The sequence below is a fragment of the Methylosoma difficile genome (assembly GCF_054657615.1).
Window position 1 is genome coordinate 393,548 of record NZ_BAAHYJ010000002.1, and the last position, 22,045, is coordinate 415,592.

General features: G+C 48.7%; 20 protein-coding genes. 8 read left to right on the forward strand and 12 right to left on the reverse strand.

Features of this window, described 5'->3' with window-relative positions; genetic code table 11:
- Positions 1-72: 72 nt before the first annotated feature.
- From ACYQ1O_RS07335 to ACYQ1O_RS07380, 10 genes are all read right to left on the reverse strand, one after another.
- Positions 73-444 (reverse strand): hypothetical protein, encoded by a 372-nt coding sequence (locus ACYQ1O_RS07335; protein ID WP_459991009.1) that lies wholly within the window; start codon positions 442-444, stop codon positions 73-75.
- A gap of 141 nt (positions 445-585) precedes the next feature.
- On the reverse strand, positions 586-1,017 hold the full coding sequence (locus tag ACYQ1O_RS07340; RefSeq protein ID WP_459991010.1) for a glutaredoxin family protein: 432 nt from the start codon (positions 1,015-1,017) through the stop codon (positions 586-588).
- 103 nt (positions 1,018-1,120) lie between these two features.
- Positions 1,121-2,146 carry an agmatine deiminase family protein gene (locus ACYQ1O_RS07345; RefSeq protein ID WP_459991011.1) on the reverse strand — a complete coding sequence of 342 codons (1,026 nt, stop codon included), beginning with the start codon at positions 2,144-2,146 and terminating at the stop codon, positions 1,121-1,123.
- Between the two features lie 18 nt (positions 2,147-2,164).
- Entirely contained in the window at positions 2,165-3,850 is a 1,686-nt protein-coding gene (gene recN / locus ACYQ1O_RS07350; RefSeq protein WP_459991012.1) for a DNA repair protein RecN, read from the reverse strand.
- Positions 3,851-4,087: 237 nt separating this feature from the next.
- Positions 4,088-5,857, reverse strand: coding sequence for a restriction endonuclease subunit S (locus tag ACYQ1O_RS07355; RefSeq protein ID WP_459991013.1), 1,770 nt, complete (start codon positions 5,855-5,857; stop codon positions 4,088-4,090).
- A gap of 354 nt (positions 5,858-6,211) precedes the next feature.
- Positions 6,212-6,355, reverse strand: a complete 144-nt coding sequence (locus tag ACYQ1O_RS07360; protein ID WP_459991014.1) for a hypothetical protein — start codon at positions 6,353-6,355, stop codon at positions 6,212-6,214.
- Positions 6,356-6,605: 250 nt separating this feature from the next.
- On the reverse strand, positions 6,606-8,084 hold the full coding sequence (locus ACYQ1O_RS07365) for a type I restriction-modification system subunit M (protein ID WP_459991015.1): 1,479 nt from the start codon (positions 8,082-8,084) through the stop codon (positions 6,606-6,608).
- Positions 8,085-8,157: 73 nt separating this feature from the next.
- Positions 8,158-8,499 carry an endonuclease domain-containing protein gene (locus tag ACYQ1O_RS07370; RefSeq protein WP_459991016.1) on the reverse strand — a complete coding sequence of 114 codons (342 nt, stop codon included), beginning with the start codon at positions 8,497-8,499 and terminating at the stop codon, positions 8,158-8,160.
- Between the two features lie 52 nt (positions 8,500-8,551).
- On the reverse strand, positions 8,552-10,903 hold the full coding sequence (hsdR, locus tag ACYQ1O_RS07375) for an EcoAI/FtnUII family type I restriction enzme subunit R (RefSeq protein ID WP_459991017.1): 2,352 nt from the start codon (positions 10,901-10,903) through the stop codon (positions 8,552-8,554).
- A gap of 51 nt (positions 10,904-10,954) precedes the next feature.
- Positions 10,955-11,851, reverse strand: a complete 897-nt coding sequence (locus ACYQ1O_RS07380; protein ID WP_459991018.1) for an NAD(+) kinase — start codon at positions 11,849-11,851, stop codon at positions 10,955-10,957.
- Between the two features lie 209 nt (positions 11,852-12,060).
- Between ACYQ1O_RS07380 and ACYQ1O_RS07385 the strand changes: the two genes are divergently transcribed.
- Entirely contained in the window at positions 12,061-12,282 is a 222-nt protein-coding gene (locus tag ACYQ1O_RS07385; protein ID WP_459991019.1) for a (2Fe-2S)-binding protein, read from the forward strand.
- An 85-nt stretch (positions 12,283-12,367) separates the two neighbouring features.
- Here the strand turns inward: ACYQ1O_RS07385 and ACYQ1O_RS07390 are convergent, their stop codons facing one another.
- Together ACYQ1O_RS07390 and ACYQ1O_RS07395 are read right to left on the reverse strand one after the other, a co-directional pair.
- Entirely contained in the window at positions 12,368-14,749 is a 2,382-nt protein-coding gene (locus ACYQ1O_RS07390; protein WP_459991020.1) for a hypothetical protein, read from the reverse strand.
- 543 nt (positions 14,750-15,292) lie between these two features.
- Positions 15,293-15,532 (reverse strand): TIGR02647 family protein, encoded by a 240-nt coding sequence (locus tag ACYQ1O_RS07395; protein ID WP_459991021.1) that lies wholly within the window; start codon positions 15,530-15,532, stop codon positions 15,293-15,295.
- A 90-nt stretch (positions 15,533-15,622) separates the two neighbouring features.
- Between ACYQ1O_RS07395 and tilS the strand changes: the two genes are divergently transcribed.
- The 7 genes from tilS (at position 15,623) to ACYQ1O_RS07430 (ending at position 22,008) form a co-directional block, all read left to right on the forward strand.
- Positions 15,623-16,939, forward strand: a complete 1,317-nt coding sequence (tilS, locus tag ACYQ1O_RS07400; RefSeq protein ID WP_459991022.1) for a tRNA lysidine(34) synthetase TilS — start codon at positions 15,623-15,625, stop codon at positions 16,937-16,939.
- A 227-nt stretch (positions 16,940-17,166) separates the two neighbouring features.
- Positions 17,167-18,792, forward strand: a complete 1,626-nt coding sequence (pyrG, locus tag ACYQ1O_RS07405) for a CTP synthase (protein ID WP_459991023.1) — start codon at positions 17,167-17,169, stop codon at positions 18,790-18,792.
- A gap of 77 nt (positions 18,793-18,869) precedes the next feature.
- Positions 18,870-19,346, forward strand: coding sequence for a Uma2 family endonuclease (locus ACYQ1O_RS07410; protein WP_459991024.1), 477 nt, complete (start codon positions 18,870-18,872; stop codon positions 19,344-19,346).
- Positions 19,347-19,364: 18 nt separating this feature from the next.
- On the forward strand, positions 19,365-19,979 hold the full coding sequence (locus ACYQ1O_RS07415) for a Uma2 family endonuclease (protein ID WP_459991025.1): 615 nt from the start codon (positions 19,365-19,367) through the stop codon (positions 19,977-19,979).
- 29 nt (positions 19,980-20,008) lie between these two features.
- A complete protein-coding gene (locus ACYQ1O_RS07420; RefSeq protein ID WP_459991026.1) occupies positions 20,009-20,623 on the forward strand; it encodes a Uma2 family endonuclease in 615 nt (204 codons plus the stop codon).
- A gap of 42 nt (positions 20,624-20,665) precedes the next feature.
- A complete protein-coding gene (gene kdsA / locus ACYQ1O_RS07425) occupies positions 20,666-21,499 on the forward strand; it encodes a 3-deoxy-8-phosphooctulonate synthase (RefSeq protein WP_459991027.1) in 834 nt (277 codons plus the stop codon).
- Positions 21,500-21,534: 35 nt separating this feature from the next.
- Complete coding sequence (locus ACYQ1O_RS07430; RefSeq protein WP_459991028.1) at positions 21,535-22,008, forward strand: hypothetical protein; 474 nt, start codon at positions 21,535-21,537, stop codon at positions 22,006-22,008.
- Positions 22,009-22,045: the final 37 nt, after the last annotated feature.

Below are 22,045 nucleotides of genomic sequence, written 5' to 3' on the forward strand. Positions count from 1 at the left end.
GGCAATGAGAGGATTTCAAACATAAAACCCAGTCTGTTATTGGTTTTAAACAGGCTGGGTTTTGGCAACGTGTCAGTTGACCTTTAACAGCCAGCCATCTGCACCACGGCATTTGCTAGGGCTTTCGGCGGCAATGTTGATACGTACAAAATCATGGCTAATGCTGGCAGGCAGCGTACCGCTGACGTAAAAATTCTTATTTTTTTCGGTAATGGTCAGTTCGACGGGCTGGCCTTTTACAGTGACTTCTAAGGTTTCTGGATTGGTTTGCGGTGAAGCGATAAAGGTAAAAGTCGAATTTGTTGCCACTTCGCTGTTATTAACGGGTTGGAAATGGCTAAATTTAGGTTTTACACAGGCTTTAGTGCTGCTGTCGCTACCGTAAGCCCAAACTTGGCTGCTAGATATTACTAGCAATAAGGTGATTAGGTGGGAAGATTTCATGGGTTGCCTCTTTGTTATGGTTTTTATGTGTAAGTGCCAAGCTTACTTGGAAATGCTGAAAAGGCAAAAGACGAAATGCGCGGCTTGGTAAGCCTTGGTTTACCTAACCGCTAATATTTGGAGGGATGTTGGTTGTTTGCGTTATTTGACCAACGCGGCTTTGTAGTCATTTTCAGCAAAGCCTTTGATGATTTTTCCGTAAATGACCGCCAAAGGAATGCCGCCATAACCCGGTGCCAATGTATATTTTTGTGCAGCGGCGATACTGTCATTTTCGACATCGTACTCTTTGAACGGAATATTCCTTCGGTTTAAAAATTCTTTAGCTTCATCGCAAGGCAAACATGAGCTGCTAACGTACAAAACGATTGAAGATTTATCGATTGGAAGTTGCTTTTTGGCGGGCTCGGCTGGGCGCGGGCCCATTTGCAAGGGTTTTGCATCCGCTTTTTGGGCGTTTGAATCGGTGAAATGAACGCTACCATCGGCATCTGTCCATTTAAAAACTTTTGCCTGGCCTGGGGTAGTGAAAGCTAAAGCAAATAAAATGAGGCTTAGTTGTTTCATGGACATATTGGATACCGATTGAAAAAAATTGAATTGATTCGGTTGCTAAAAAATTTACATCCCTGTAAAGGGAACACGCTACCCGCGTGCCGTTAGTTGGGTTGCACTATCAAAACGTCAGTGCCACAGTGGCCGGAAATTGCATGGTCATGCAATGCAGGCTGCCGTATTGATGCACTAAGGGTCGGCAGGGCGTGGCGATAATTTTATGTTCAGGGAAACACGCCGCCAGCCGTTCTAAAGCAACGGCATCATTGTCATCTTCATATACCGGCACCATGACCGCACCGTTGATGATTAAAAAGTTAGCGTAATTTGCCGGCAATTGACAGCCTTCTTCATCAAAAATCGGTTTAGGCATGGGCAACGGCACCAATTGGTAACGTTCGCCGGTGTTGGTCCGCAAACCCTGCAACTGCTCTTCCATGTTTTTCAAGCTCGCATAATGCGGGTCTTGTGGATCTTCGCAACTGGTGTAGGCGATGGTGTCCGCCGTGCAAAAACGTGCCAACGTGTCAATGTGGGCGTCGGTGTCGTCGCCGGACAAGTTGGGCTGGTCTATCCAGAAAATGCGCGTTGCGCCAAATTGCTGGCGTAATTCACGCTCTATTTCAAATAAAGTTAGGCTGTTGTTGCGGTTAGGGTTCAGCAGGCATTGCTTAGTCGTCATAATGGTATCGATGCCATCACTTTCGACGCTACCGCCTTCCAAAATAAAATCTACCGCTTGGCTGTTTAAGCCCGCAAAAATCGGTGTTTCCAACAATTTGCCGTTGAGTGCGTTGTCGTGGTCATGCGCATATTTCCCGCCCCAGCCATTAAACGTAAAGTTTAGCAGAATTGCAGCATTGTTTTGCTCGGCAGTCAGAAAAGCAGTATCGCGCACCCAAATATCATTCATTTCGGCTTGCACATAGGCAATAGTGGCGATGTCGCCCAGTTGCGCTTGGATATGTTGTTGGTGGCTGTCATCTTTACAAACGATGATAAGGTGCTGGTGCGAGCTGATGGTTAAGGCAATAAAGCGGTACGATTGCTCAACGGCTGCCAAGCGGTTGCTGAAATCACCGCTTTGGTGGGGCCAAGCGATTAAGACCGCTGATTGCTTTTCCCATTCGGCTGGAAAACGTGTCATTTTTAAGGGTTCCTGTGGTTAATGGCCGACCGGATCGGCGAGGGCTTGTGCCAACATTTCTTCAGCATGGGCCAAAGTGTTGGCGGTGATGTTGACGCCGCCCAACATGCGGGCGACTTCTTCGACACGCTCGGCATCGGCCAATAGGCGGACACCCGATGAGGTGATGTCGGTTTGCTGGTTTTTTTGCACATACAAATGCCAATGCGCTTGCGCGGCGACTTGCGGCAAATGGGTGACGCACAAGACTTGCCGGCCTAGGCTTAAGGCGCGCAATTTTTGCCCGACAATTTCGGCAATGCCGCCGCCAATGCCGGAATCGACCTCGTCAAAAATCATCGTTGGCGTGGTTTTGTCGTTCGATGTCGTCACTTGGATTGCCAAGCTAATGCGCGACAATTCCCCGCCCGATGCCACTTTTGCCAACGGTTTCGGCGGCAAGCCGGGGTTGGCGCTGACTAAAAATTCGATTTTATCGTTGCCGTTCAACTTAGGCACATCGCTTTCCAAGGCGGTGACCGCCACCAAAAATTCACCTTGCGGCATCCCCAATTCTTTAATCATCGCAGAAATATGCCTTTGCAACTCGGCGGCTGCGGCAATGCGCCGGGCTGATAAATCGCTGGCGAGTTGGCGGTAATCATCCAGCAGTTTTTCGCAAGCGAGGCTTAATGCGTCGATGCGTTCGCTGCTGTGGGTGAGGTTGTCGAGTTCGTTGCTCAGTTTTGCCAGCACGTCCGGCAATTCATCGGGCAACACATGATGCTTGCGGCTTAAGCTTTGCACCACGCCAATCTGGGTTTCCAATTCATCCAAGTGGACGGGGTCGGCCTGTTGCGCTTCCAAAAATCGCCGCAATTGCAAAGCCGCTTCTTCGCTTTGGATGCGCGCTTCCGACAACAACGCGCAAATCTCCGACAATTCCGGCGCAAAGCGCGCCAAATCGGTCAGTTCGCGCAAGCAACCGTTAAGCAGGGAAGCCACCGAAACATCACCTTCGTAAAGGCTTTCCACCTGCGCCTGACCGCTGCTTAAGATTTGCCCTAAATTCGCCAATTTGCTGTGTTCTTCCGATAAGGCGGCATAGCTGAAATCGCGCAAATCCAGCTGCTGCAATTCTTCAATTTGATAGCGCAGCAATTCTTCACGCTCGCCTTGGTCTTTGCTGGCTTTTTGCAGGCTGGTCAGTTCTTTGTGGGTGTGTTGCCAATTTTTGTAGCTGGCGTTGGTTTGTTCCAGCAGGGCTAGGTTTTTGCCATAAACGTCTAACAAGCGCCTTTGTTGGTCCGGGTTGAGCAAGCTCAGATGCGCGTGTTGCCCGTGGATTTCCACCAGCGTTTCGCTTAAAGATTGCAAGGCTTGCAAGGTGACGGGCGTGTTGTTGATGTAAGCCTTAGATCGCCCATCTTGGTTGACCACGCGGCGGATCAGGCATTGCCCGTCGTCGTCCAGCTCGTTGTCGACCAGCCATTGTTGGGCGTTGGGCGCGTCCGACAAATCAAAAGTCAGATTGATTTCCGCGCGTTTGGCATCGGGGCGCACATAGCCAGAATCGGCACGGTCACCCAAAGCTAAGCCTAAGGCGGTCAGCAAAATGGATTTGCCCGCGCCGGTTTCGCCGGTGAGTACCGACATGCCTTGGGCAAGTTCCAAATCGAGCGATTTGACGACAGCAAGATCGTTAATAGTCAGATTAACTAGCATGGGGGATACAGGTGGCTTTTGATTGGATGATTCTAATCGCTTTAGGATTTTTTTTGATTAAAAATTTTGGCTCTATAGGGATTTAAAGGGCTTTTGCTAAAAATGACCTAAGCCGCGTTTTTGCAAATATATCCGTCATTCCGGCAATCCCTGCCGGAATGATGGAACTTTATCGCTTTATCTAAAGGTAAGCATGGCACAATTTTTTAGCTTAATGGCAGTGGCTAACGGACGGGTTTAAGCCGCAGCCTGCTCGACGATGACATCGGCTAGCTGGATTTGCGTGGTTTGGGCTAGTTTGATACGGGCTTTTAGGGCATCGCAGAGTGCCATTAGTTCGTCTACTTTGGCTACTATTCGGTATTGTTCGGCTAGTGGGGGTAAGGATATAACGGCATTATCTAATTTGGAAAGTGTTACCCTTGTTATTGCAACACCTGTCATTCCTAATCGCATTTCATTATAAAAATATGGTGATTTCAGTGAAAGCAATAGATATGTGTTCAAAATTCCGTTTGGGACTTTTAGTAACGCTACACTTGAAAGCATTGAAAAAGGCATTTCTAAATTATTTATCGTAGCGATCCCAGTTGTAGCACCATCCTTAATGTACAGAATATCCCCATATTCAGGATCGCATCTCGAATAAATCTCTTGGTGAACTTCTTTACTAACGTAAGTGGCATTGCTCAACATTACGCCTTCGGCCTTTATATTCTTCGCCGAAATATAAAGAAAATCTCCTTCATCTCCATTTGGTGGTGAATGATGTGTCCCATCTGTTATTTTTTTCAACGCGTAACCAAGCCTAACCCATTCCCACATTTTAGGAATTGTAAATGCTTTTTCTCCATCGGTTATTTTTGGTAGTGAATTTAGTTTTTTAATTTTCCCTTCTTTTACCAACCGCGCCTTTTCCTCAGCGATTTTTTCCAGCAAAACACTGGCTGGTTCGTCATTCGGGTCTTGGGGAACCAGTTTGCCCATGACGGCGAGTTGGAGGATGGTTTGTTTGAGTTGGTCGATGCTGTGTTCGGTGGTGAACAGGGTGTCGAAGTGTTCGGCGATGCGCTGCCAAGTGGCGGCGAATCCATCCTGTGACGGATAGCCGGACATGGCCTCGGCATTGTTGGCTGTTGCACCATCTTCGGCAATCAGTGCGCCGAGCAGGGTTTCCACCAGCGTTTGGTGGGCAGCGTGGTTGTCGGTTTGTTGTCGTTCCAGTTGGTCGCACAAGGCCATGAGTTCATCGACTTTGGCTACTATGCGGTGTTGTTCGGCTAGGGGTGGCAGAGGAAATAAAAAATTCAAAAGCTCATCTTGCTTGATCCCAGCAACGGTAGTACCTGTTCCCTTAATATTGAACGTGGAAAACACAGTTAAAAAATAATCTAAGTTGATTTGTGAACTCAATTTAACAGCTTTCAAATCCTGATTTATAGCTATCTGGTTTTTACAAATTGCAATTTTTCCTAATCCCATTCGAGTACAAATAAGAATATCGCCAATATCAGCAAGTTTACTGCCCGCAGCAAGACCAGCATCAGTAATATAATCCTGAGTTTTTTCAATATATTTAGACTGACCCAAATCTTTTACACTAGCCCAAGGTATATTCCCTCCCCAATATTCAGGATTATTTTTGCTTGGTGTTCCTCCGCTAAGCAGAGCGTTAAATAGGGTTCCTAAACGACATAATTTCCATTTATTGGGCAGAGAAATCATTTCAATTTCATTAATTTCAAGCGTTGATTTTTGATCTTTTATTACCCCTTCTTTAACCAACCGCGCCTTTTCCTCAGCAATTTTCTCCAACAAAACACTAGCCGGTTCATCATTCGGATCTTGCGGCACTAACTTGCCCCGCACCGCCAATTCCAAAATCAATTCGCGCAGTTTTTTAATGCCATAGGCGGTTTGTTTACCGCTATTGCCGCGCCCCGCCGTGCTTTTGGTCAGTTGCGCGGATGTCCAGATGTCCATGTGTTGGGTGATTAAATCAATCATTAATCGGCAGCTCCATTAAAGCCCTCTCCAAAGGGAGAGGGTTGGGGTGAGGGGAAATAAAAACTTTTGGTTTCAAGAACAGAGTTGTTTTCGATTTAAAAAACATAACTCAATGATGGAAAATGATTGGATTTAATATCCCTCACCCAACCCTCTCCCGCTGGAGAGGGCTTTATCGCACGCCGGCGTGCTTTTGGTCAGTTGTGCGGCAGCCCAGATTTCCATATGTTGGGTGATTAAATCAATCATTAATCGGCTGCTCCATGAAAGCCCTCTCCAAAGGGAGAGGGTTGGGGTGAGGGGAAATATACACTTTGGGTTTCAAGAACATGGCTGTTTTCGATTTAAAAACTATCATGCAATGACGGAAAACGATTGGATTTTAATATCCCTCACCCAACCCTCTCCCGCTGGAGAGGGCTTTCCGCGCCCCGCCGTGCTTTTGGTCAGTTGCGCGGATGTCCAGACATCCATGTGTTGGGTGATTGCATCAAGCATTAATCGACTTCTCTAATAAAAGCCCTCTCCAAAGGGAGAGGGTTGGGGTGAGGGGAAATAACAACTTTGGGTTTCAAGAACGGGGTTGTTTTCGTTTTAAAAAATATCATGCAATGATGGAATACGATTGGGTTTTAATATCCCTCACCCAACCCTCTCCCGCTGGAGAGGGCTTTTAGCGAACCCTACTACTTTTGGTCAGTTGCGCTGATGTCCAGATTTCTATTTTTTTGTATTTTAAATCAATAATTTATGCATATCCTTTACCTAAGGCCTGTTGCAAAATCGTTTTAAGCTGGTCGCGCAATTTGCCTATTTCCTGCTGTTGTTCGGCGTATTGTTTTAGTAATTGTTCGGAGTCGTGGCTGGTTTGTTCGCCGACATGGGGGTTTTTAATGTCCAGGTTGTAGTTTCGCGCTTTGATCTCGGCAACCGTAACTTGCCATGCTTGCTGGTTTTGCACCCGTGCCGCGTAGCCGTCGGCGGCATCGCCCCACCAGTCGATTTCGGGTTGGAATTCTTCAAAGCGCATGGGTTTGGTTTTGTTGTAGTTTTTTACACCGTCTGGATAAGGGTGTTCGTAATACCAAACTTGTTCGGTGGGTTGGCCTTTGGTGAAGAACAGGATGTTGGTTTTGATGCCCGTGTAAGGGCTGAACACGCCGTTGGGCAGGCGCACGATGGTGTGCAGGTTGCATTCTTCCAATAGCGATTGTTTCAGGCGGGTTTTCATACCTTCGCCAAACAGGAAGCCGTCGGGCAACACCACGGCGGCGCGGCCTTGGTCTTTGAGCAGTTTGATGATTAAGGCCATGAACAAGTCGGCGGTTTCGCGGGTACGCAGGTTAGCCGGAAAGTTGTTTTCGATGCCGTCTTCTTCCATGCCGCCAAACGGCGGGTTGGTGATGATGACATTGACGCGTTCTTTGTTGGTGTAGTCTTTGTAAGGGCGGCTTAGGGTATTGTCGTGGCGGATATGCGTGGGGGTGTCGATGCCGTGCAGGATCATGTTGGTGATACAGAGCATGTGCGGCAGGGCTTTTTTCTCCACACCGCGGATAGAGGCTTGCAGAATTTGTTCGTCTTGTTCGGTTTTGCGGTAGAGCTCGCGTTTATGGTCGATGGTGCAGGCCAAGAAGCCGCCCGTGCCGCAAGCAGGATCGAGGACAGTTTCCGCCAATTGCGGGTTAATGCGGTCGACTATAAAACGGGTGACGGCGCGGGGTGTGTAAAACTCGCCCGCGTTACCGGCGCTTTGCAGGTCTTTAAGGATTTGTTCGTAAATGCTGCCGAAGGTGTGGCGGTCGCCTGTGTTGTTGAAGTCGATTTCGCAGATTTTATTAATCACCTGCCGCATCAAGGTGCCGGATTTCATGTAGTTGTAGGCATCTTCAAAGACATCACGCACGACTTGGGCGCGTATTGCGGTTGCGCCTTGCAAGGGCAGTTTGTCTTTTAAGGACGGGAACAATTGCAGGTTGACGAAATCGGACAGTTCGTCGCCCGTCATGCCTTCGGGGTTTTGTGCCCAGTTGCGCCAGCGCAGGTGTTCGGGCAAGGGTGATTGGTAGTCGTCTTCGGTCAGCTCCAATTCGGCTTCACGGTCGTCGAAGATTTTTAGGAAAAATAGCCAGACTAATTGGCTGATGCGTTGGGCATCGCCATCCACGCCGACATCTTTACGCATGATGTCTTGGATGGATTTGATGATGCCGGAAATGTTGCTCATGCGGGTACGTCCTGTTTGTATTAAAAGCCCTCTTCAGCGGGAGAGGGTTGGGTGAGGGGAAATTAAAAAACACTCATCCGGTAATGTCTAAAATAGCCAAGCGAATAGTTTCTAAAACACCTTCGTTGTTTTCAATGATTTCATTATTCCAAAAGCGTAGGATTTTGAATCCTTTTTTGCCTAAATATTGGCTACGGTGTTGATCATAATCCAGTTGATCGGCATGTTGCCCGCCATCTAATTCAATGATTAGTTTCAATTCAAGACAAACAAAATCAACAATATAAGGTTCAATCGGAAATTGCCGTCTAAATTTATGGTTTAGCAAGCGTCTGTTGCGGAGTTGTTGCCATAATCGTTGTTCCACATCGGTTTGGTTTTTTCTTAATGATCTTGCTTGGTTTGTTAAGGTCATGGTTTTAATTTCCCCTCACCTCAACCCTCTCCCTTTGGAGAGGGCTTTTTAATCACAACGATGGTTTCGAAATCTTGAATAGCTCATCTTCTAGTTCTTGGATGGCTTGTTCATAATTGTTTTTGCCTCCAAACACTTGGTTGATGATTTCTACGGGTGTGCCTATTTCGCTAAAAGGTTTTAGCTTTAGCACTTTAGCATTTTCCAGGCTACCTATGCCTTCGTCGGCGTATTTGTCCAGCAATGCGGTCAACACGGCTCTGGCTTGGTCGCCGTATTTAGTGAAGTAATTGCGTTTTTTGACTTGGTTGGCGCGTACTTTTCGAGTCAGTGGCGGCTGGTCGAAAGCAATATGGCAGATCAGGTCAAAATCGCCGTAGTCTTTGCCGATTTCGGCGGCGAGATTTTCCAGCACTATGCCGTATTCTTCCAGCAAGTCGATAATGGCCTGTTTTTTCTTGGCGTGTTGCCAGCGTTGCAAAAAGTCATCGAGCGAGGCGAATTCGGTTTGTATCTGTTTGCGGCTAAAATCACGGTAGGATTCGGTGACCAGTTTGCCATCATTGCCCAGATATTCGACACGCTCGGCAATGATCCTGACGGGTACGCCGCTAACGCGCACTTTGTAAACGCCTGGCTCTTCATTGACTTCGTTACCATCTTCATCTTCTTCGGGTTCTGGATCTGGCGGCACGGGATCATCGTCATCATCGGGTTCGTAAATGACCACCGGATCGCCATCAAAATTAGGGTCACGGAACAGTTCGGTGGCTTTTTTGAAGTCCATGATGGTGAAGAAAAACTTGTTGTATTCTTCATCAATGCGGGTGCCGCGTCCGATAATTTGCTTGAATGAGGTCATGGAGCTGATGGTTTTGTCCAGCACGATGAGTTTGCAGGTTTTGGCATCCACGCCAGTGGTCAGCAGTTCCGAGGTAGTGGCGATGACCGGGTAACGCTGTTCGGGGTCGATAAAGTTGTCGAGTTCGGCTTTGCCTTCGACGCTATCCCCCGTAATGCGCATAACGTATTTGGGGTTATCGGTCGCCAGTTTTCCGGCGGCATTCACAATCGCCGAGCGCATCCGTTCGGCGTGGTCGATGTCTTCACAGAAAATGATGGTTTTAGCATAGGGGTCGGTTGCCATTAGATATTTTATGACCCGCTTTGCCACTAGCTTGGTGCGCTGGTTAAGGATTAGGGTGCGATCCATGTCGGCTTGGTTGTAAGTACGCCCTTCGATAGGTTTGCCCAAATCGTCGGTCATGCCGGATGGCGGCGTCCAGCCTTGGATGTCTTTGTCTATATCAATGCGGATGACTTTATAAGGTGCGAGAAAGCCGTCTTCTATACCTTGTTTGAGACTGTAGGTATAAACTGGATCACCGAAATAATGGGTGCTGGAGACATATTTGGTTTCTTTGGGCGTAGCGGTCAGGCCGACTTGAATTGCTTCGGAAAAATACGCCAGAATCTCACGCCATGCCGAATCTTCCGCCGCGCTGCCACGGTGACATTCGTCGATGACAATCATGTCGAAAAAATCGGGTGACACATTTTTAAAGATTTTGTCGGCGTCATCCGTTCCGGTTATGGCTTGGTAAAGCCCCAGGTAAATTTCGTAAGCAGGGTCTAGTTTGCGGTTTTTGATTTTAGTCATGACTGAACCAAAGGGCTTGAAGTCATTGACCAGGGTTTGATCGACCAAAATATTGCGGTCAGCCAAAAACAACACACGTTTGACCACTTTGGCTTTCCATAATCGCCAGATGATTTGGAAGGTGGTATAGGTTTTGCCAGTTCCAGTCGCCATCACTAACAGCACACGTTTTTGTCCGTTGGCTATGGCTTCGATGGTGCGGTTGATGGCTTCCACTTGGTAATAGCGGGGTTCTTTGCTGGAGCTGTCTTGGTAATAGGGCTGGATGACGAGCTGTTCGTCTTGGTCGGCAATACCACGAATTTGTTTGTAACGTCGCCAAAGTTCGGTGGGGGCTGGGAAGTCTTCTAGCGCGAAGGTGGTTTCTATCTCTTCGCCAACGGCAGGTATTTTGTTATGGGAAGCAAAAGCATCGCCGTTGGAACTGAAGGCACTTGGTACTTCGAGAATTTCTGCATAGCCTAAGGCTTGTTGCAAACCGTGGCTGGGCGTGTGTTTATTGTCTTTAGCTTCTACTACCGCCACCGGAACACTGGGTTCCCAATACAGCACATAATCCGCGAATTTTTTCTTCTTCTTGTTGCGGGAAGACAAATTGCCACGGACAACAATAGGGCCGGGTGTTAATGTCACTTCGCGCCGGATTTGTCTAACGGCATCCCAACCTGCATTTCTGATGGCAGGGGTTATGAACAAATCGCACATGTCACTTTCACTGAGGGATTTTTTCTCTTTGCTATCCACAATCCAGTCCTTTAAGAAGTGCCTTTATTTATGGAAGTTTGGATAGTCTGGTTAGCTAGCCTGTGGAGGTGGGTAGCCACTGCTCCAGTTCAATTTGTTTCTGAGGATGTAGAAAAAATCGTGGTCTTCTGGGTGTAGGATTCTAATCGCTTTAGGTTCTTTTTTGATTAAAATTTTATCGCTGATGAACACTTCGGGGATTTCGATGTGGTCGCAAGTCACCAGGGCGTTAATTTGCTTGGTTTGGCAAAAGCTGATTTCTATTTCGGCGGAATCATCAATCACGATAGGCCGGTTGGATAAAGTATGCGGATTCAGTGGCACTAACACCAAGGCATTCAGCGATGGGTATAAAATCGGCCCGCCTGCCGATAGCGAATAAGCGGTCGAACCGGTCGGCGTGGAAATGATAAGGCCATCGGAGCGTTGCGAATTTAAAAACACGCCGTCAATTTTGGTGACGATTTCAATCATGCTGGGCGTAATCCAACGATGCACCACCACTTCATTGACCGCGCATTCTTCGTGGATGACTTGCCCGTTGCGGATAATTTTGGCGCGCAGCAGGTAACGTTTTTCTTCGCGGAAATGGCCTTGCAGGATGCGGTTTAGCTTGTCGGTCAAATCGGTAGGGGAAATGTCCACCAAAAAACCTAAGCGGCCTAGGTTGATGCCGATCAGCGGAATATCAAACGCGGCAATCGCCCGTGCTGCCGCCAAAAATGTTCCGTCACCACCTACGGCAATCACTAGATCGCAGTGCTGGCCTAATGTGTCGATAGGCGAGGAAGCAACGGCGGGATCATCAATAAAATGCACGCTGAACTGTTCGACAACCACACTATAATCTTGGCTTTTCAAGCTGGCGTACAACACTGCTAAGGTGGCGGCAATGCTTGGATCGCTGGGTTTGCCGATGATGCCGATCGTTTTAAAAGGTAGTTCCATATCAAGCGACACAAGGTGAAAGCGTTCGATTATACAAAAAATGCCAAATTAAAGGCATTTGGCGTTATTTACGGCAAGTTTGCAATCGGTTTATTGTTTAGCTTGTTTATCGTCACAAAAAATATCGGCAAAGTGACTTCTTTTAACTTTTTAATAAGGCTGCGTTTTAGGCCGAACAACACTGTTTACAATCGACAAAAATAGCGTCCATGACCACCATAAATGCAAACAAACCCAAACCTGCGGATAATAAAAAAGACATCATTTGCCATTGCAGCGGAACCACCGAACAGCAGATCATCGCTTATATTGAAAGTGGTTGCGACAGCGTTGATAAACTTTCCAGAATGACCGGCGCGACCACCGGTTGCGGTGCGTGTGAGAACAAGGTGCAGGAAATATTGGAAGGGTATCTTAGGAAATCGGAGTGAAAAAACCTGTTTTTCACTCCGAATGATAGAAATGGCGGGCGTTTGTGGCGTGCAAAAGCGCAGGAATATGTAATGCGGCAATCCTTTAAATCACCACAAAATCGGCGTTGGTCAATGCCAAACCGACGCCCATGATGGCAATCCTGACCGCCGCGCCTGCGCCGCTGCCGTCGGCATCGTAAAACAAGCCGCCAGTGCTGCTGTTGTATATCAGGTAATCATTGCCATCCAATGCTTTGTTGCCGATCACCAAATTGTCGGCGGCTAATATGCCGGTAGTAGTCAATTGGGTAAAAATGCTTTTTCCCAGCTGAATGGTGTCATCAACCACCGTAAAGTCGGTGATTTTGTCGACGTTGGTTGTGGCGTTTAAAGCATTGTTGAGGCGGAAAATATCTTGCCCTAAGCCGCCGGTTAAAACGTCATTGCCGTCACCACCGGTAATCGTGTCATTGCCAGATCCGCCTTTGATGACATCGTCGCCTCTACCGCCCACTAAGATGTTATTGGCAGCATTGCCAATCAGTGTGTTGTTCAAGGAGTTGCCCGTGGCATTGATGGTGGCGGTGCCGGTCAGGGTCAGATTTTCGACATTGGCACCCAGCTTGTAAGAAATGCTGCTGTTGACGGCATCAATTTCAGTGGCGAGTGTTGAGGTTTCCGTTACCACGTCACGGGCGTTGTCTACGGTGTAGCTGTCATTGCCCAAGCCGCCAATCAGCGTGTCCGCACCGTCCTTGCCGTTCAAGGCATTGTCCGCAGCATTGCCAACCAGCGTGTTGTTTAGGGCGTTGCCCGTGGCATTGATGGCGGCGGTGCCGGTCAGTGTCAGGTTTTCGACGTTCGCACCCAGCGTGTAAGCAATGCTGCTGTTGACGGTGTCAATTTCATTCGCCAAGGTGGAGGTTTCAATCACTGTGTCGCCCGTGTTGTCGACGCTGTAAGTGTCGTTGCCCAAGCCGCCGGTCATGGTATCTGCACCTGTGCCGCCGTCAAGGGTGTCGTTGCCATCTCCGCCTTTCAGCAGATCGTTGCCGCTGGTGCCTGTGAGAATTTGGTCGGGGTCGGCGTGGAAGATGTCGTTGGTGTAGATATTGGCACCGCTGACCACACCTGAGCTGAGCTGGCTGGCGACTGTACTGCTGTTGCCGCCATTGCTACTCCCCCAAGTGACCACCGAGCCGTCGCTGCGCAGCGCGGCAAAGGCACTGCCAGTGGAAAAGACTTGCACCACATCCACCGTACCGTTGAGCTGCGCCGCCACCGCACGGCTGTCGCCGCCGTAAGCGCTAAACCCCCAAGTGACCACCGAGCCGTCGCTGCGCAGCGCGGCAAAAGCATGGCCAGTGGAAAAAACTTGCACGACATCCACCGTGCCGTTCAGATGCGCCGCCACCGCACGGCTGTCGCCGCCGTAAGCGCTAAACCCCCAAGTGACCACCGAGCCGTCGCTGCGCAGGGCGGCAAAGGCAAAGCCTGTGGAAAAGATTTGCACCACGTCCACCGTGCCGTTGAGCTGCGCCGCCACCGCGTTGCTGTCACCGCCAAAGCTGCTAAACCCCCAAGTGACCACCGAACCGTCGCTGCGCAGGGCGGCAAAGGCATAGCCTGTGGAAAAGATTTGCACCACATCCAGCGTACCGTTAAGCTGCGTCGCCACCGCGCTGCTGTCACCGCCTAGATCGCTAAACCCCCAAGTGACCACCGAGCCGTCGCTGCGCAGGGCGGCAAAAGCGGCGCTTGTGGAAAAGATTTGCACCACATCCACACTACCGTTGAGCTGCGCCGCCACCGCATTGCTGTCGCCACCCCAGCCGCTATCCCCCCAGGTAACCACCGAGCCATCGTTGCGCAGGGCGGCAAAAGCGGCGCTTGTGGAAAAGATTTGCAGCACATCCACACTGCCGTTGAGCTGTGACGCCACTGCGCTGCTGTCGCCACCTAAGCTGCTATACCCCCAGGTAACCACTGAGCCGTCGCTGCATAGAGCGGCAAAGGCAGAGTCTGTGGAAAAGATTTGTAGCACATCCACGTTGCCATTGAGCTGTGCCACCACTGCGCTGCTATCCCCCCCATAAGTGCTATCCCCCCAAGTGACCACCGAGCCGTCGCTGCGCAGGGCGGCAAAGGCTCCGTAAGAAGAAAAGACTTGCACCACATCCACGTTGCCGTTGATCTGTGCCGCCACCGCGCCGCTGTCGCCGCCATAACTACTCTCCCCCCAAGTGACCATCGAGCCGTCGCTACGCAGGGCGGCAAAGGCATAGCTTGTGGAAAATATTTGCACCACATCCACCGTGCCGTTGAGCTGCGCCGCCACCGCACGGCTGTCGCCGCCATAATCGCTATTCCCCCATATGACCACCGAGCCGTCGGTTTTTATCATGGCGAAAGCGCCGCCATTCCGCCATTCCCCCAAAGTATGCCCAGGAAATGATTTTGTGTTGTTGGTTATTGTCACTGCCATGCTGCCCCCTCTGTTGAACTAAAAAATTACCGCCGTATCGTCTTAGAATATTTTTGGATAACCACCGTACATCTTTTGCAATTTGCTTTTACATCATGCCCTTGATAGTTAGGCAATGTACGTTGTTGCATCAAATGTCCCTAACCATTCTATTCATAAATCAAAACCTTGTCTTTCATAATCAACAACTCTGTAGGGTACGCATTGCGTACCTTTTAAAACCTTTCCATTGCGCTTATCTTTAATAAAGGTACGCGATGCGTACCCTACGCCATCGAAATTGAACGGAGGGTCAAGCTATCTAACTAACAGTGCCGAAGGATGAAGTGCAAAAAGCGCAGTAAGGCCTGTGCTGTCGAAATTAAGCGCAACCTCAAGTCGTTAAACTAAGCATTTTTGTTTATTGACTTGGTTTGGTGAAGGACGGGAGGTGGTTAAGCCGAAGGGCGTATCGCCAACGGCTTAACTTGTCGGACAATCCGGTATTGCCGGTGTATTGGGTGCGCGGTTAAATTAACGCGATGGCTGGGTGTTTGATGTTGTTTATGCCGGGTTCAGCAAGTGCAAAACGGCTTGTGCCTGTTCTGCGGCTTCGCGGCCCATGTTGGTCAGGTAACCGCCGTCTTCTTGCGAAACCAAACCTTTTATAAATAAGCGTTTAGTGGCTTCAATGGTGGCGGGTGAGGCTTGGCTTTGGTGGACTTTAAGGCCTTCCAGTGTGGTGGTTAAGTTGTAGCGGACCAAAATGTTCAGTTCTTCTAATAATTCTTGTGTGTATAACATGGTCAATCCTCGTAGCTTGTTGTCCTGAGCGGATAGGATAAAATCATTTACCGCCAAGTAATAGATTTTTTATCCGATTCCACCAAATTTATGCCTATTGATCCGCAGTTGGTTCGTCATGCCTTAGCGCCGTTTTCTGTGCTTAACCACCTTTATATTGGCTACAGCGGCGGATTGGATTCCCACGTCTTGCTGCATTTGTGCGCCCAGTTGCCGGATTGGCGGGCAAAAACCACTGCGGTTTATATCCATCATGGTTTGCAAGCGGCTGCCGACGATTGGCTTTTGCATTGCCAGCAAACCGCACAAGCCTTGAACGTGGGTTTTGTCGCCATTCACGTAAACGCCCAAGCAGCCAGCGGACAAAGCCCCGAAGAAGCTGCCAGAGAGGCGCGTTATCAGGCGTTTAAATCATTGATAGGTAAGGGCGATGTGCTGTTGTTTGCGCAACATCGCGAAGACCAATTGGAAACGGTATTGCTGCAATTGTTTCGCGGCAGTGGCTTGCCGGGCTTGTCGGGTATGCCGGAGCGCATGGATTTTGGCGACGGTGTGTTGTTAAGGCCTTTGCTGGATACCTGTAAGCAAGATTTGTCCGATTATGCCCAAGCACAGCAATTGGAATGGGTGGATGACCCTAGCAATTTTAGCAACGACTACGACCGCAATTATCTGCGCAATGCGGTTATTCCGTTGCTGAAACAACGCTGGCCTGCTTTGGACAAAACCGTGGCAAGATCTGCACGGCATTGCGCCGATGCGCAGCAATGGCAATCTGTTCAGGTAGAGCGGTTGTTTTTGTCGGTGTTTTCCAGCAACGACAATACGCTCAGCATCCGCGCTTTATTGGCTTTGCCGGAAACCGAACAACGCTTGGTTGTCCGGCGTTGGTTTAAGCAGTGGCAGTTAAAAATGCCGTCGTTGAATGTCGTGCAGCGTATTTTTTCCGAACTGATTGCCGCACCTGCCGATGGCGATCCGCAGTTGGTAGGGCAGGGGTATTGTCTGCGCCGTTATCGCGATAAGTTGTATTGCCTGAAGGGTGTCCAACAGCCAATGCCCGAACAATTGCCGTGGCCTGCGCAGCAAAGTGCAGTGGTTTTACCGGATGGGCGTTGTTTGGGTTACCAGCCAAGCAAATCTGGCTTGCCTTTGGCAGTTTGGCAGACGGGTCAAGTTTGTCTGTGTTTTCGTCGTGGCGGCGAAAAAATCAGCTTGCCCGGACGGGCGGGTAGGCACAGTTTAAAAAACCTTTATCAAGAAGCGGGCATCCCACCGTGGCAAAGGCCGCAGATGCCTTTGCTTTATGTGGGCGATGAGTTGGCGGCGGTCGGCGATTTATGGATCAGCGCACCGTTTTATCAGCCGCAGGGCGAAGCGTGCGTCAGCTTGCAGTGGATGCCCTAGGTTGAGGGCGGTTAAGGCTGGGATAGGGTGTTTTGTCTTGGGTGTTGCAAAGCAATAGTCATCCAAAAGTTGGCGAAAGCGCCTGCTAACGGTTTTTTATCAACCATCTTCAGTGGTTTACTGGATAAATTCCCGAAACATCATGACGAATGTGCTGTAGTCGATTAAAATGCACCGGTAAAGCAGCGTTTTAAACGTTATTCCTGGTAGTCGTCCATAAAATCCACATGACAAAATATATTTTCATCACCGGCGGTGTTGTGTCATCGCTAGGCAAAGGCATTGCTGCGTCATCGCTTGCCGCCATTCTTGAAGCCCGTGGTCTTAAAGTGACTATGACCAAGCTTGACCCTTACATTAACGTCGATCCTGGCACCATGAGCCCGTTCCAACACGGCGAGGTGTTCGTCACCGAAGACGGTGCCGAAACTGACTTGGACTTGGGCCATTACGAGCGTTTTTTAAAAACGACGATGACCAAGAAAAACAATTTCACCACCGGTCAGGTCTACGATAGCGTATTGCGCCGCGAGCGCAAAGGTGAATATCTGGGTGCCACGGTGCAGGTGATCCCGCATATCACCGACGAAATCAAAAGCCGTGTTTACGCCAGTGCGGAAGGCATGGATGTGGCTCTTATTGAAGTCGGCGGTACAGTCGGCGATATTGAATCGCTGCCGTTTTTGGAGGCCATCCGCCAGATGCGTTTTGATTTGGGTGCAGAGCGTTCCTTATTTATCCATCTGACGTTAGTGCCTTATATCCGCTCCGCAGGCGAGATTAAAACCAAACCTACCCAGCATTCGGTTAAGGAATTGCGCAGTATTGGTATCCAGCCCGATATTCTCATTTGCCGTTCCGAGCAAGCCATTCCTGCCAGTGACCGCCGCAAAATCGCCTTGTTTACTAACGTTGAAGAAAAAGCGGTTATTTCTGCCGTCGATGCCGATTCCATTTACCGCATTCCTTTAATGTTGCATCAACAAGGTTTGGATGACATTGTCGTCAACAAGCTGCGCCTCAACGCCTCACCTGCCGATCTGAGCGAATGGCATCGGGTGTTGGATGGCTTGGAGCATCCTACTGATGAAGTGGTCATTGGCATTGTCGGCAAATATGTTGACCATTCCGATGCTTATAAATCACTGAGCGAGGCTTTGATCCACGCCGGCATCCATACCCGCGTTAAAGTGAAGCTGGAATACCTTGATTCGGAAATTATCCAAGACGAAGGCGTTGCGCGCCTGAAAGCGTTCGATGCCATTTTGGTGCCCGGCGGTTTTGGTGAACGCGGTGTCGAAGGCAAAATTGCCACGGTGCGTTATGCCCGCGAGAACAACATCCCATATCTTGGCATTTGTTTGGGTATGCAAGTGGCGGTTATCGAATTCGCCCGTGATCGGGCAGGTTTGGAAGGCGCGCACAGCAGCGAGTTTTTGCCCACTTCACCGCACCCCGTCATTGGTTTGATTACCGAATGGCAAGCTGATTGTGGCAAAGTGGAAGTGCGTGATGAAAACTCCGATTTGGGCGGTTCGATGCGCTTAGGTGCGCAGCAATGCCGTTTGCAGCCGGATTCGTTGGCTTACCAGATGTATCAAAAAGATGTCATCACCGAACGTCATCGCCATCGTTACGAATTCAACAACCAATATTTTGATGTCTTGGAAAAAGCCGGTATGCGCTTCTCCGGTAAATCTATCGATGGTCGTCTGGTGGAAATGATTGAAATCCCAGATCATCCTTGGTTTTTGGCTTGCCAGTTCCATCCCGAATTTACGTCTACTCCTCGTCGGGGTCATCCCTTGTTTTCGGGGTTTGTGGCGGCGGCGTTTAAGCACAAGCAAGGGTAATGTTTTTAGAATCCGGTGATTTGGCATTTGGATAACGTGGTGGCTTTTTACTTTTCTTAAAGCAAACAAGGCGCAATATGAACTGGCAAGAAGTCTGCGAATATCCTAGCTTACAAGACTTGCCTTTTAAGATTGAATTGGACGAGTTGGGAAGAATCATTATGTCTCCGGTCAATCTTTGCCATTCTGCTTTGCAAGGGGAAATGGAGTTTTTATTGCGTTCGCTATTGCAAAACGGAAAAAACTTGTCCGAATGCGCTATTAAAACCAGTAAAGGTATTAAGGTTGCTGATGTGGCGTGGGCTTCATCGACAGTGTGGGCAATTATCAAATCCCAAACCGAAGCCTCGGTTGCACCGGAAATTTGTGTGGAGATTATCTCTAGTAGCAACACCCAAAAAGAAATGGCGGATAAACGCCAGTTATATTTTGAAGCGGGCGCAAAAGAAGTCTGGATGTGCGATGAACAAGGCGGGATGAGCTTTTTTAATGCCCAACATCCATTGATCCATTCTGAATGTGTGCCTGATTTTCCGTTACATATTGACAGTTAATCAAAGCAGGTGGTGTTTATGGCTTCTGCACAATTGTGTTTTTACAGTCCAAACGACTATCTTGCCGATGAGTTGGAGCGCGACACCAAGCATGAATACCTGAACGGGTCTATTTATGCAATGGCAGGGGCGAGCAGAAACCATCAGCATATTATGATGAATGTCGGCGGCTTATTCAGGCAACATCTACGCGGCACGCCTTGTGCTGCTTATGCTTCGGATATGAAAGTCAAAATCGGCGATTTGGCGTTTTTTTATCCCGATGTGGTAGTCGCTTGTGATGGTGAAACCGATGGCGATGCCTATTACACTGAAGCGCCGAAAATCATTGTCGAAGTGTTGTCAAAATCAACGCGCCGCCACGATGAAACCACCAAGCGGCGGCTTTACCAAAGCCTTCCCAGTTTGCAGGAATATGTGCTGATCGAACAGGATATAGTCGATGTGGAAGTGTGCCGCCGTAGCAACCATTGGCAATCGGAACATTTTTTTATGGGCGATACCGTCACTTTTGCCGCGTTGGACTTGAGCTTAACGGTGCAAGACATTTACGAGCGGGTGGTTAATGATGATGTCAGCACCTACTTGGCGCAGTTGGCGGAAGCATCCAAAGAAGTTGGCGACATTGTCTGAGTACGTTGTTATCAATCGTAGGATAAATCATGGCTTACATCACCGAATTATCGCAATTGGATTTAAACCAGACTTACAGTTACGCCGATTATTTGACTTGGCGGCTTAAAGACGCGGTTGAGCTGATTAAAGGCAAAATCATGCTGATGTCACCTGCGCCGAATGTCAATCATCAAGGTATTTCGATGAGTTTGAGTGGCGAATTGTTTAATTATTTCAAACATAAACAATGCCGTGCCTTTGCTGCGCCTTTCGATGTCCGTTTATACGACCGCAAAAAATCCATCTTAAAAAACCAAGAGATTTTTACGGTCGTCCAGCCGGATTTATGTGTGATTTGCAACCCTGAATTGCTGGATAAACAAGGCTGTAACGGTGCGCCGGATTGGATTATTGAAATCTTATCCAAAGGCACAGCCAAGCGTGATACACAAATCAAATACCAGCTTTATCAAGAAAGTGGTGTGCGGGAGTATTGGCAGGTTTTTCCAGAAGCCCAAGCCGTTTACCAATTTGTGTTGGACGACAACGGACAATACCAATTAAAAAACATGTACGCCGAAGATGATAAAGCCGTGCCAAGCCTGTTTCCTGATTTGGCGATTGATTTGGCAGAACTCTTTGCTGGCTGCGTGGATGACTGACATCCTTAAATCTATTTTTTTATATTAAACAAGAGAATATTCATGCAATTATGTGGTTTTGAAGTCGGTTTAAACCAACCTTTATTTTTAATCGCCGGCCCTTGTGTCATCGAAAGCGAACAATTGGCTTTGGATACCGCAGGGTATCTAAAAGAGCTCACTACTGAATTGGGTATTCCGTTCATTTACAAATCCTCATTCGACAAAGCCAACCGCTCTTCGCACGAAAGCTTCCGTGGTTTGGGAGTGGAAAAAGGTTTGGAAATTCTGGCGAAAGTGAAAGCGCAAATTGGTGTGCCTGTGTTGACCGATGTTCACGAAGACACGCCATTAGCAGAAGTCGCCAGCGTGGTTGATGTCATGCAAACCCCTGCATTTTTATGCCGCCAAACCAATTTTATCCAAGCGGTTGCCTCACAAGGCATTCCAGTCAATATCAAAAAAGGCCAGTTCCTCGCGCCTTGGGATATGGCGAATGTCGCCAAAAAAGCCAAAGCCACAGGCAACGACAAAATTATGGTCTGCGAACGCGGTGTGTCGTTTGGCTATAACAACTTGGTTTCCGATATGCGTTCACTTGCAGTGATGCGTGACACCGATTGCCCTGTGGTATTTGATGCTACTCATTCCGTGCAATTGCCAGGCGGACAAGGCAACTGCTCTGGCGGTCAACGTGAACATGTGCCAGTGTTGGCACGGGCGGCAGTAGCTGTTGGTATTGCGGGCATTTTCATGGAAACCCATCCAAATCCTGCGGAAGCCAAAAGCGACGGGCCCAATTCTTGGCCTTTGCACCGCATGAAAGAATTGTTGGAAACGTTGTTGATTTTGGACAGAGCCGTTAAAGCCCAGCCGTTTATTGAAAATACCCTGTAACAACACGCAGGTACTATTAGTTAAAAACAAGCTAGATGAGTAAAGCGAATCGTAAAAAACATTTGCAACGCCTACAAAAAGCGACGCTACAAAAATACGATCAGGTCAAATTAGCCGATGCGATTACTCATCTCTGTAAGCCGTTCGCTAGCGATAGGCTGGATTTTGATAGCCATTATAATTTGATGGCATTGGGCGTTGCCGCTTGGAATATTGCCTTGTCGGCTAACATTGAAGAACGAAAGGCGAACTTAGTCTCGGTGTTGGCGACATTGCCTGAGTTCGGACAGACGTTTGAACCGGATACTAACGTTTTTTTTGACATCCAGCCGTTGATGCGAGATTCGTCCGAATCCATGATGAAATGCTGTTTGGTGGCAGAACTGATGAAACGCAAAGACGAGCTGTATCCCAATGATGAACGGCATATTGTCGATTTTACGTTTAAGCCAACGCCTAAAGGTGCGCAGTTACAAATCAAATCCTTAATTCCGAAACGTTCGGTCTGATAACACATTAACAGAAATTTTTTTAAACCCCCGTATG

What these genes read in the sequence shown, in the direction of transcription:
- ACYQ1O_RS07360 (WP_459991014.1), bottom strand. Translation starts at nt 6,355, where the DNA reads ATGCTTGATGCAATCACCCAACACATGGATGTCTGGACATCCGCGCAA.
- ACYQ1O_RS07415 (WP_459991025.1), top strand. Translation starts at nt 19,365, where the DNA reads ATGGCTTCTGCACAATTGTGTTTTTACAGTCCAAACGACTATCTTGCC.
- ACYQ1O_RS07410 (WP_459991024.1), top strand. Translation starts at nt 18,870, where the DNA reads ATGAACTGGCAAGAAGTCTGCGAATATCCTAGCTTACAAGACTTGCCT.
- ACYQ1O_RS07365 (WP_459991015.1), bottom strand. Translation starts at nt 8,084, where the DNA reads ATGAGCAACATTTCCGGCATCATCAAATCCATCCAAGACATCATGCGT.
- ACYQ1O_RS07380 (WP_459991018.1), bottom strand. Translation starts at nt 11,851, where the DNA reads ATGGAACTACCTTTTAAAACGATCGGCATCATCGGCAAACCCAGCGAT.
- ACYQ1O_RS07345 (WP_459991011.1), bottom strand. Translation starts at nt 2,146, where the DNA reads ATGACACGTTTTCCAGCCGAATGGGAAAAGCAATCAGCGGTCTTAATC.
- ACYQ1O_RS07395 (WP_459991021.1), bottom strand. Translation starts at nt 15,532, where the DNA reads ATGTTATACACACAAGAATTATTAGAAGAACTGAACATTTTGGTCCGC.
- recN (WP_459991012.1), bottom strand. Translation starts at nt 3,850, where the DNA reads ATGCTAGTTAATCTGACTATTAACGATCTTGCTGTCGTCAAATCGCTC.
- ACYQ1O_RS07340 (WP_459991010.1), bottom strand. Translation starts at nt 1,017, where the DNA reads ATGTCCATGAAACAACTAAGCCTCATTTTATTTGCTTTAGCTTTCACT.
- ACYQ1O_RS07335 (WP_459991009.1), bottom strand. Translation starts at nt 444, where the DNA reads ATGAAATCTTCCCACCTAATCACCTTATTGCTAGTAATATCTAGCAGC.
- ACYQ1O_RS07385 (WP_459991019.1), top strand. Translation starts at nt 12,061, where the DNA reads ATGACCACCATAAATGCAAACAAACCCAAACCTGCGGATAATAAAAAA.
- ACYQ1O_RS07430 (WP_459991028.1), top strand. Translation starts at nt 21,535, where the DNA reads ATGAGTAAAGCGAATCGTAAAAAACATTTGCAACGCCTACAAAAAGCG.
- ACYQ1O_RS07420 (WP_459991026.1), top strand. Translation starts at nt 20,009, where the DNA reads ATGGCTTACATCACCGAATTATCGCAATTGGATTTAAACCAGACTTAC.
- pyrG (WP_459991023.1), top strand. Translation starts at nt 17,167, where the DNA reads ATGACAAAATATATTTTCATCACCGGCGGTGTTGTGTCATCGCTAGGC.
- tilS (WP_459991022.1), top strand. Translation starts at nt 15,623, where the DNA reads ATGCCTATTGATCCGCAGTTGGTTCGTCATGCCTTAGCGCCGTTTTCT.
- kdsA (WP_459991027.1), top strand. Translation starts at nt 20,666, where the DNA reads ATGCAATTATGTGGTTTTGAAGTCGGTTTAAACCAACCTTTATTTTTA.
- ACYQ1O_RS07390 (WP_459991020.1), bottom strand. Translation starts at nt 14,749, where the DNA reads ATGGCAGTGACAATAACCAACAACACAAAATCATTTCCTGGGCATACT.
- ACYQ1O_RS07370 (WP_459991016.1), bottom strand. Translation starts at nt 8,499, where the DNA reads ATGACCTTAACAAACCAAGCAAGATCATTAAGAAAAAACCAAACCGAT.
- ACYQ1O_RS07355 (WP_459991013.1), bottom strand. Translation starts at nt 5,857, where the DNA reads ATGATTGATTTAATCACCCAACACATGGACATCTGGACATCCGCGCAA.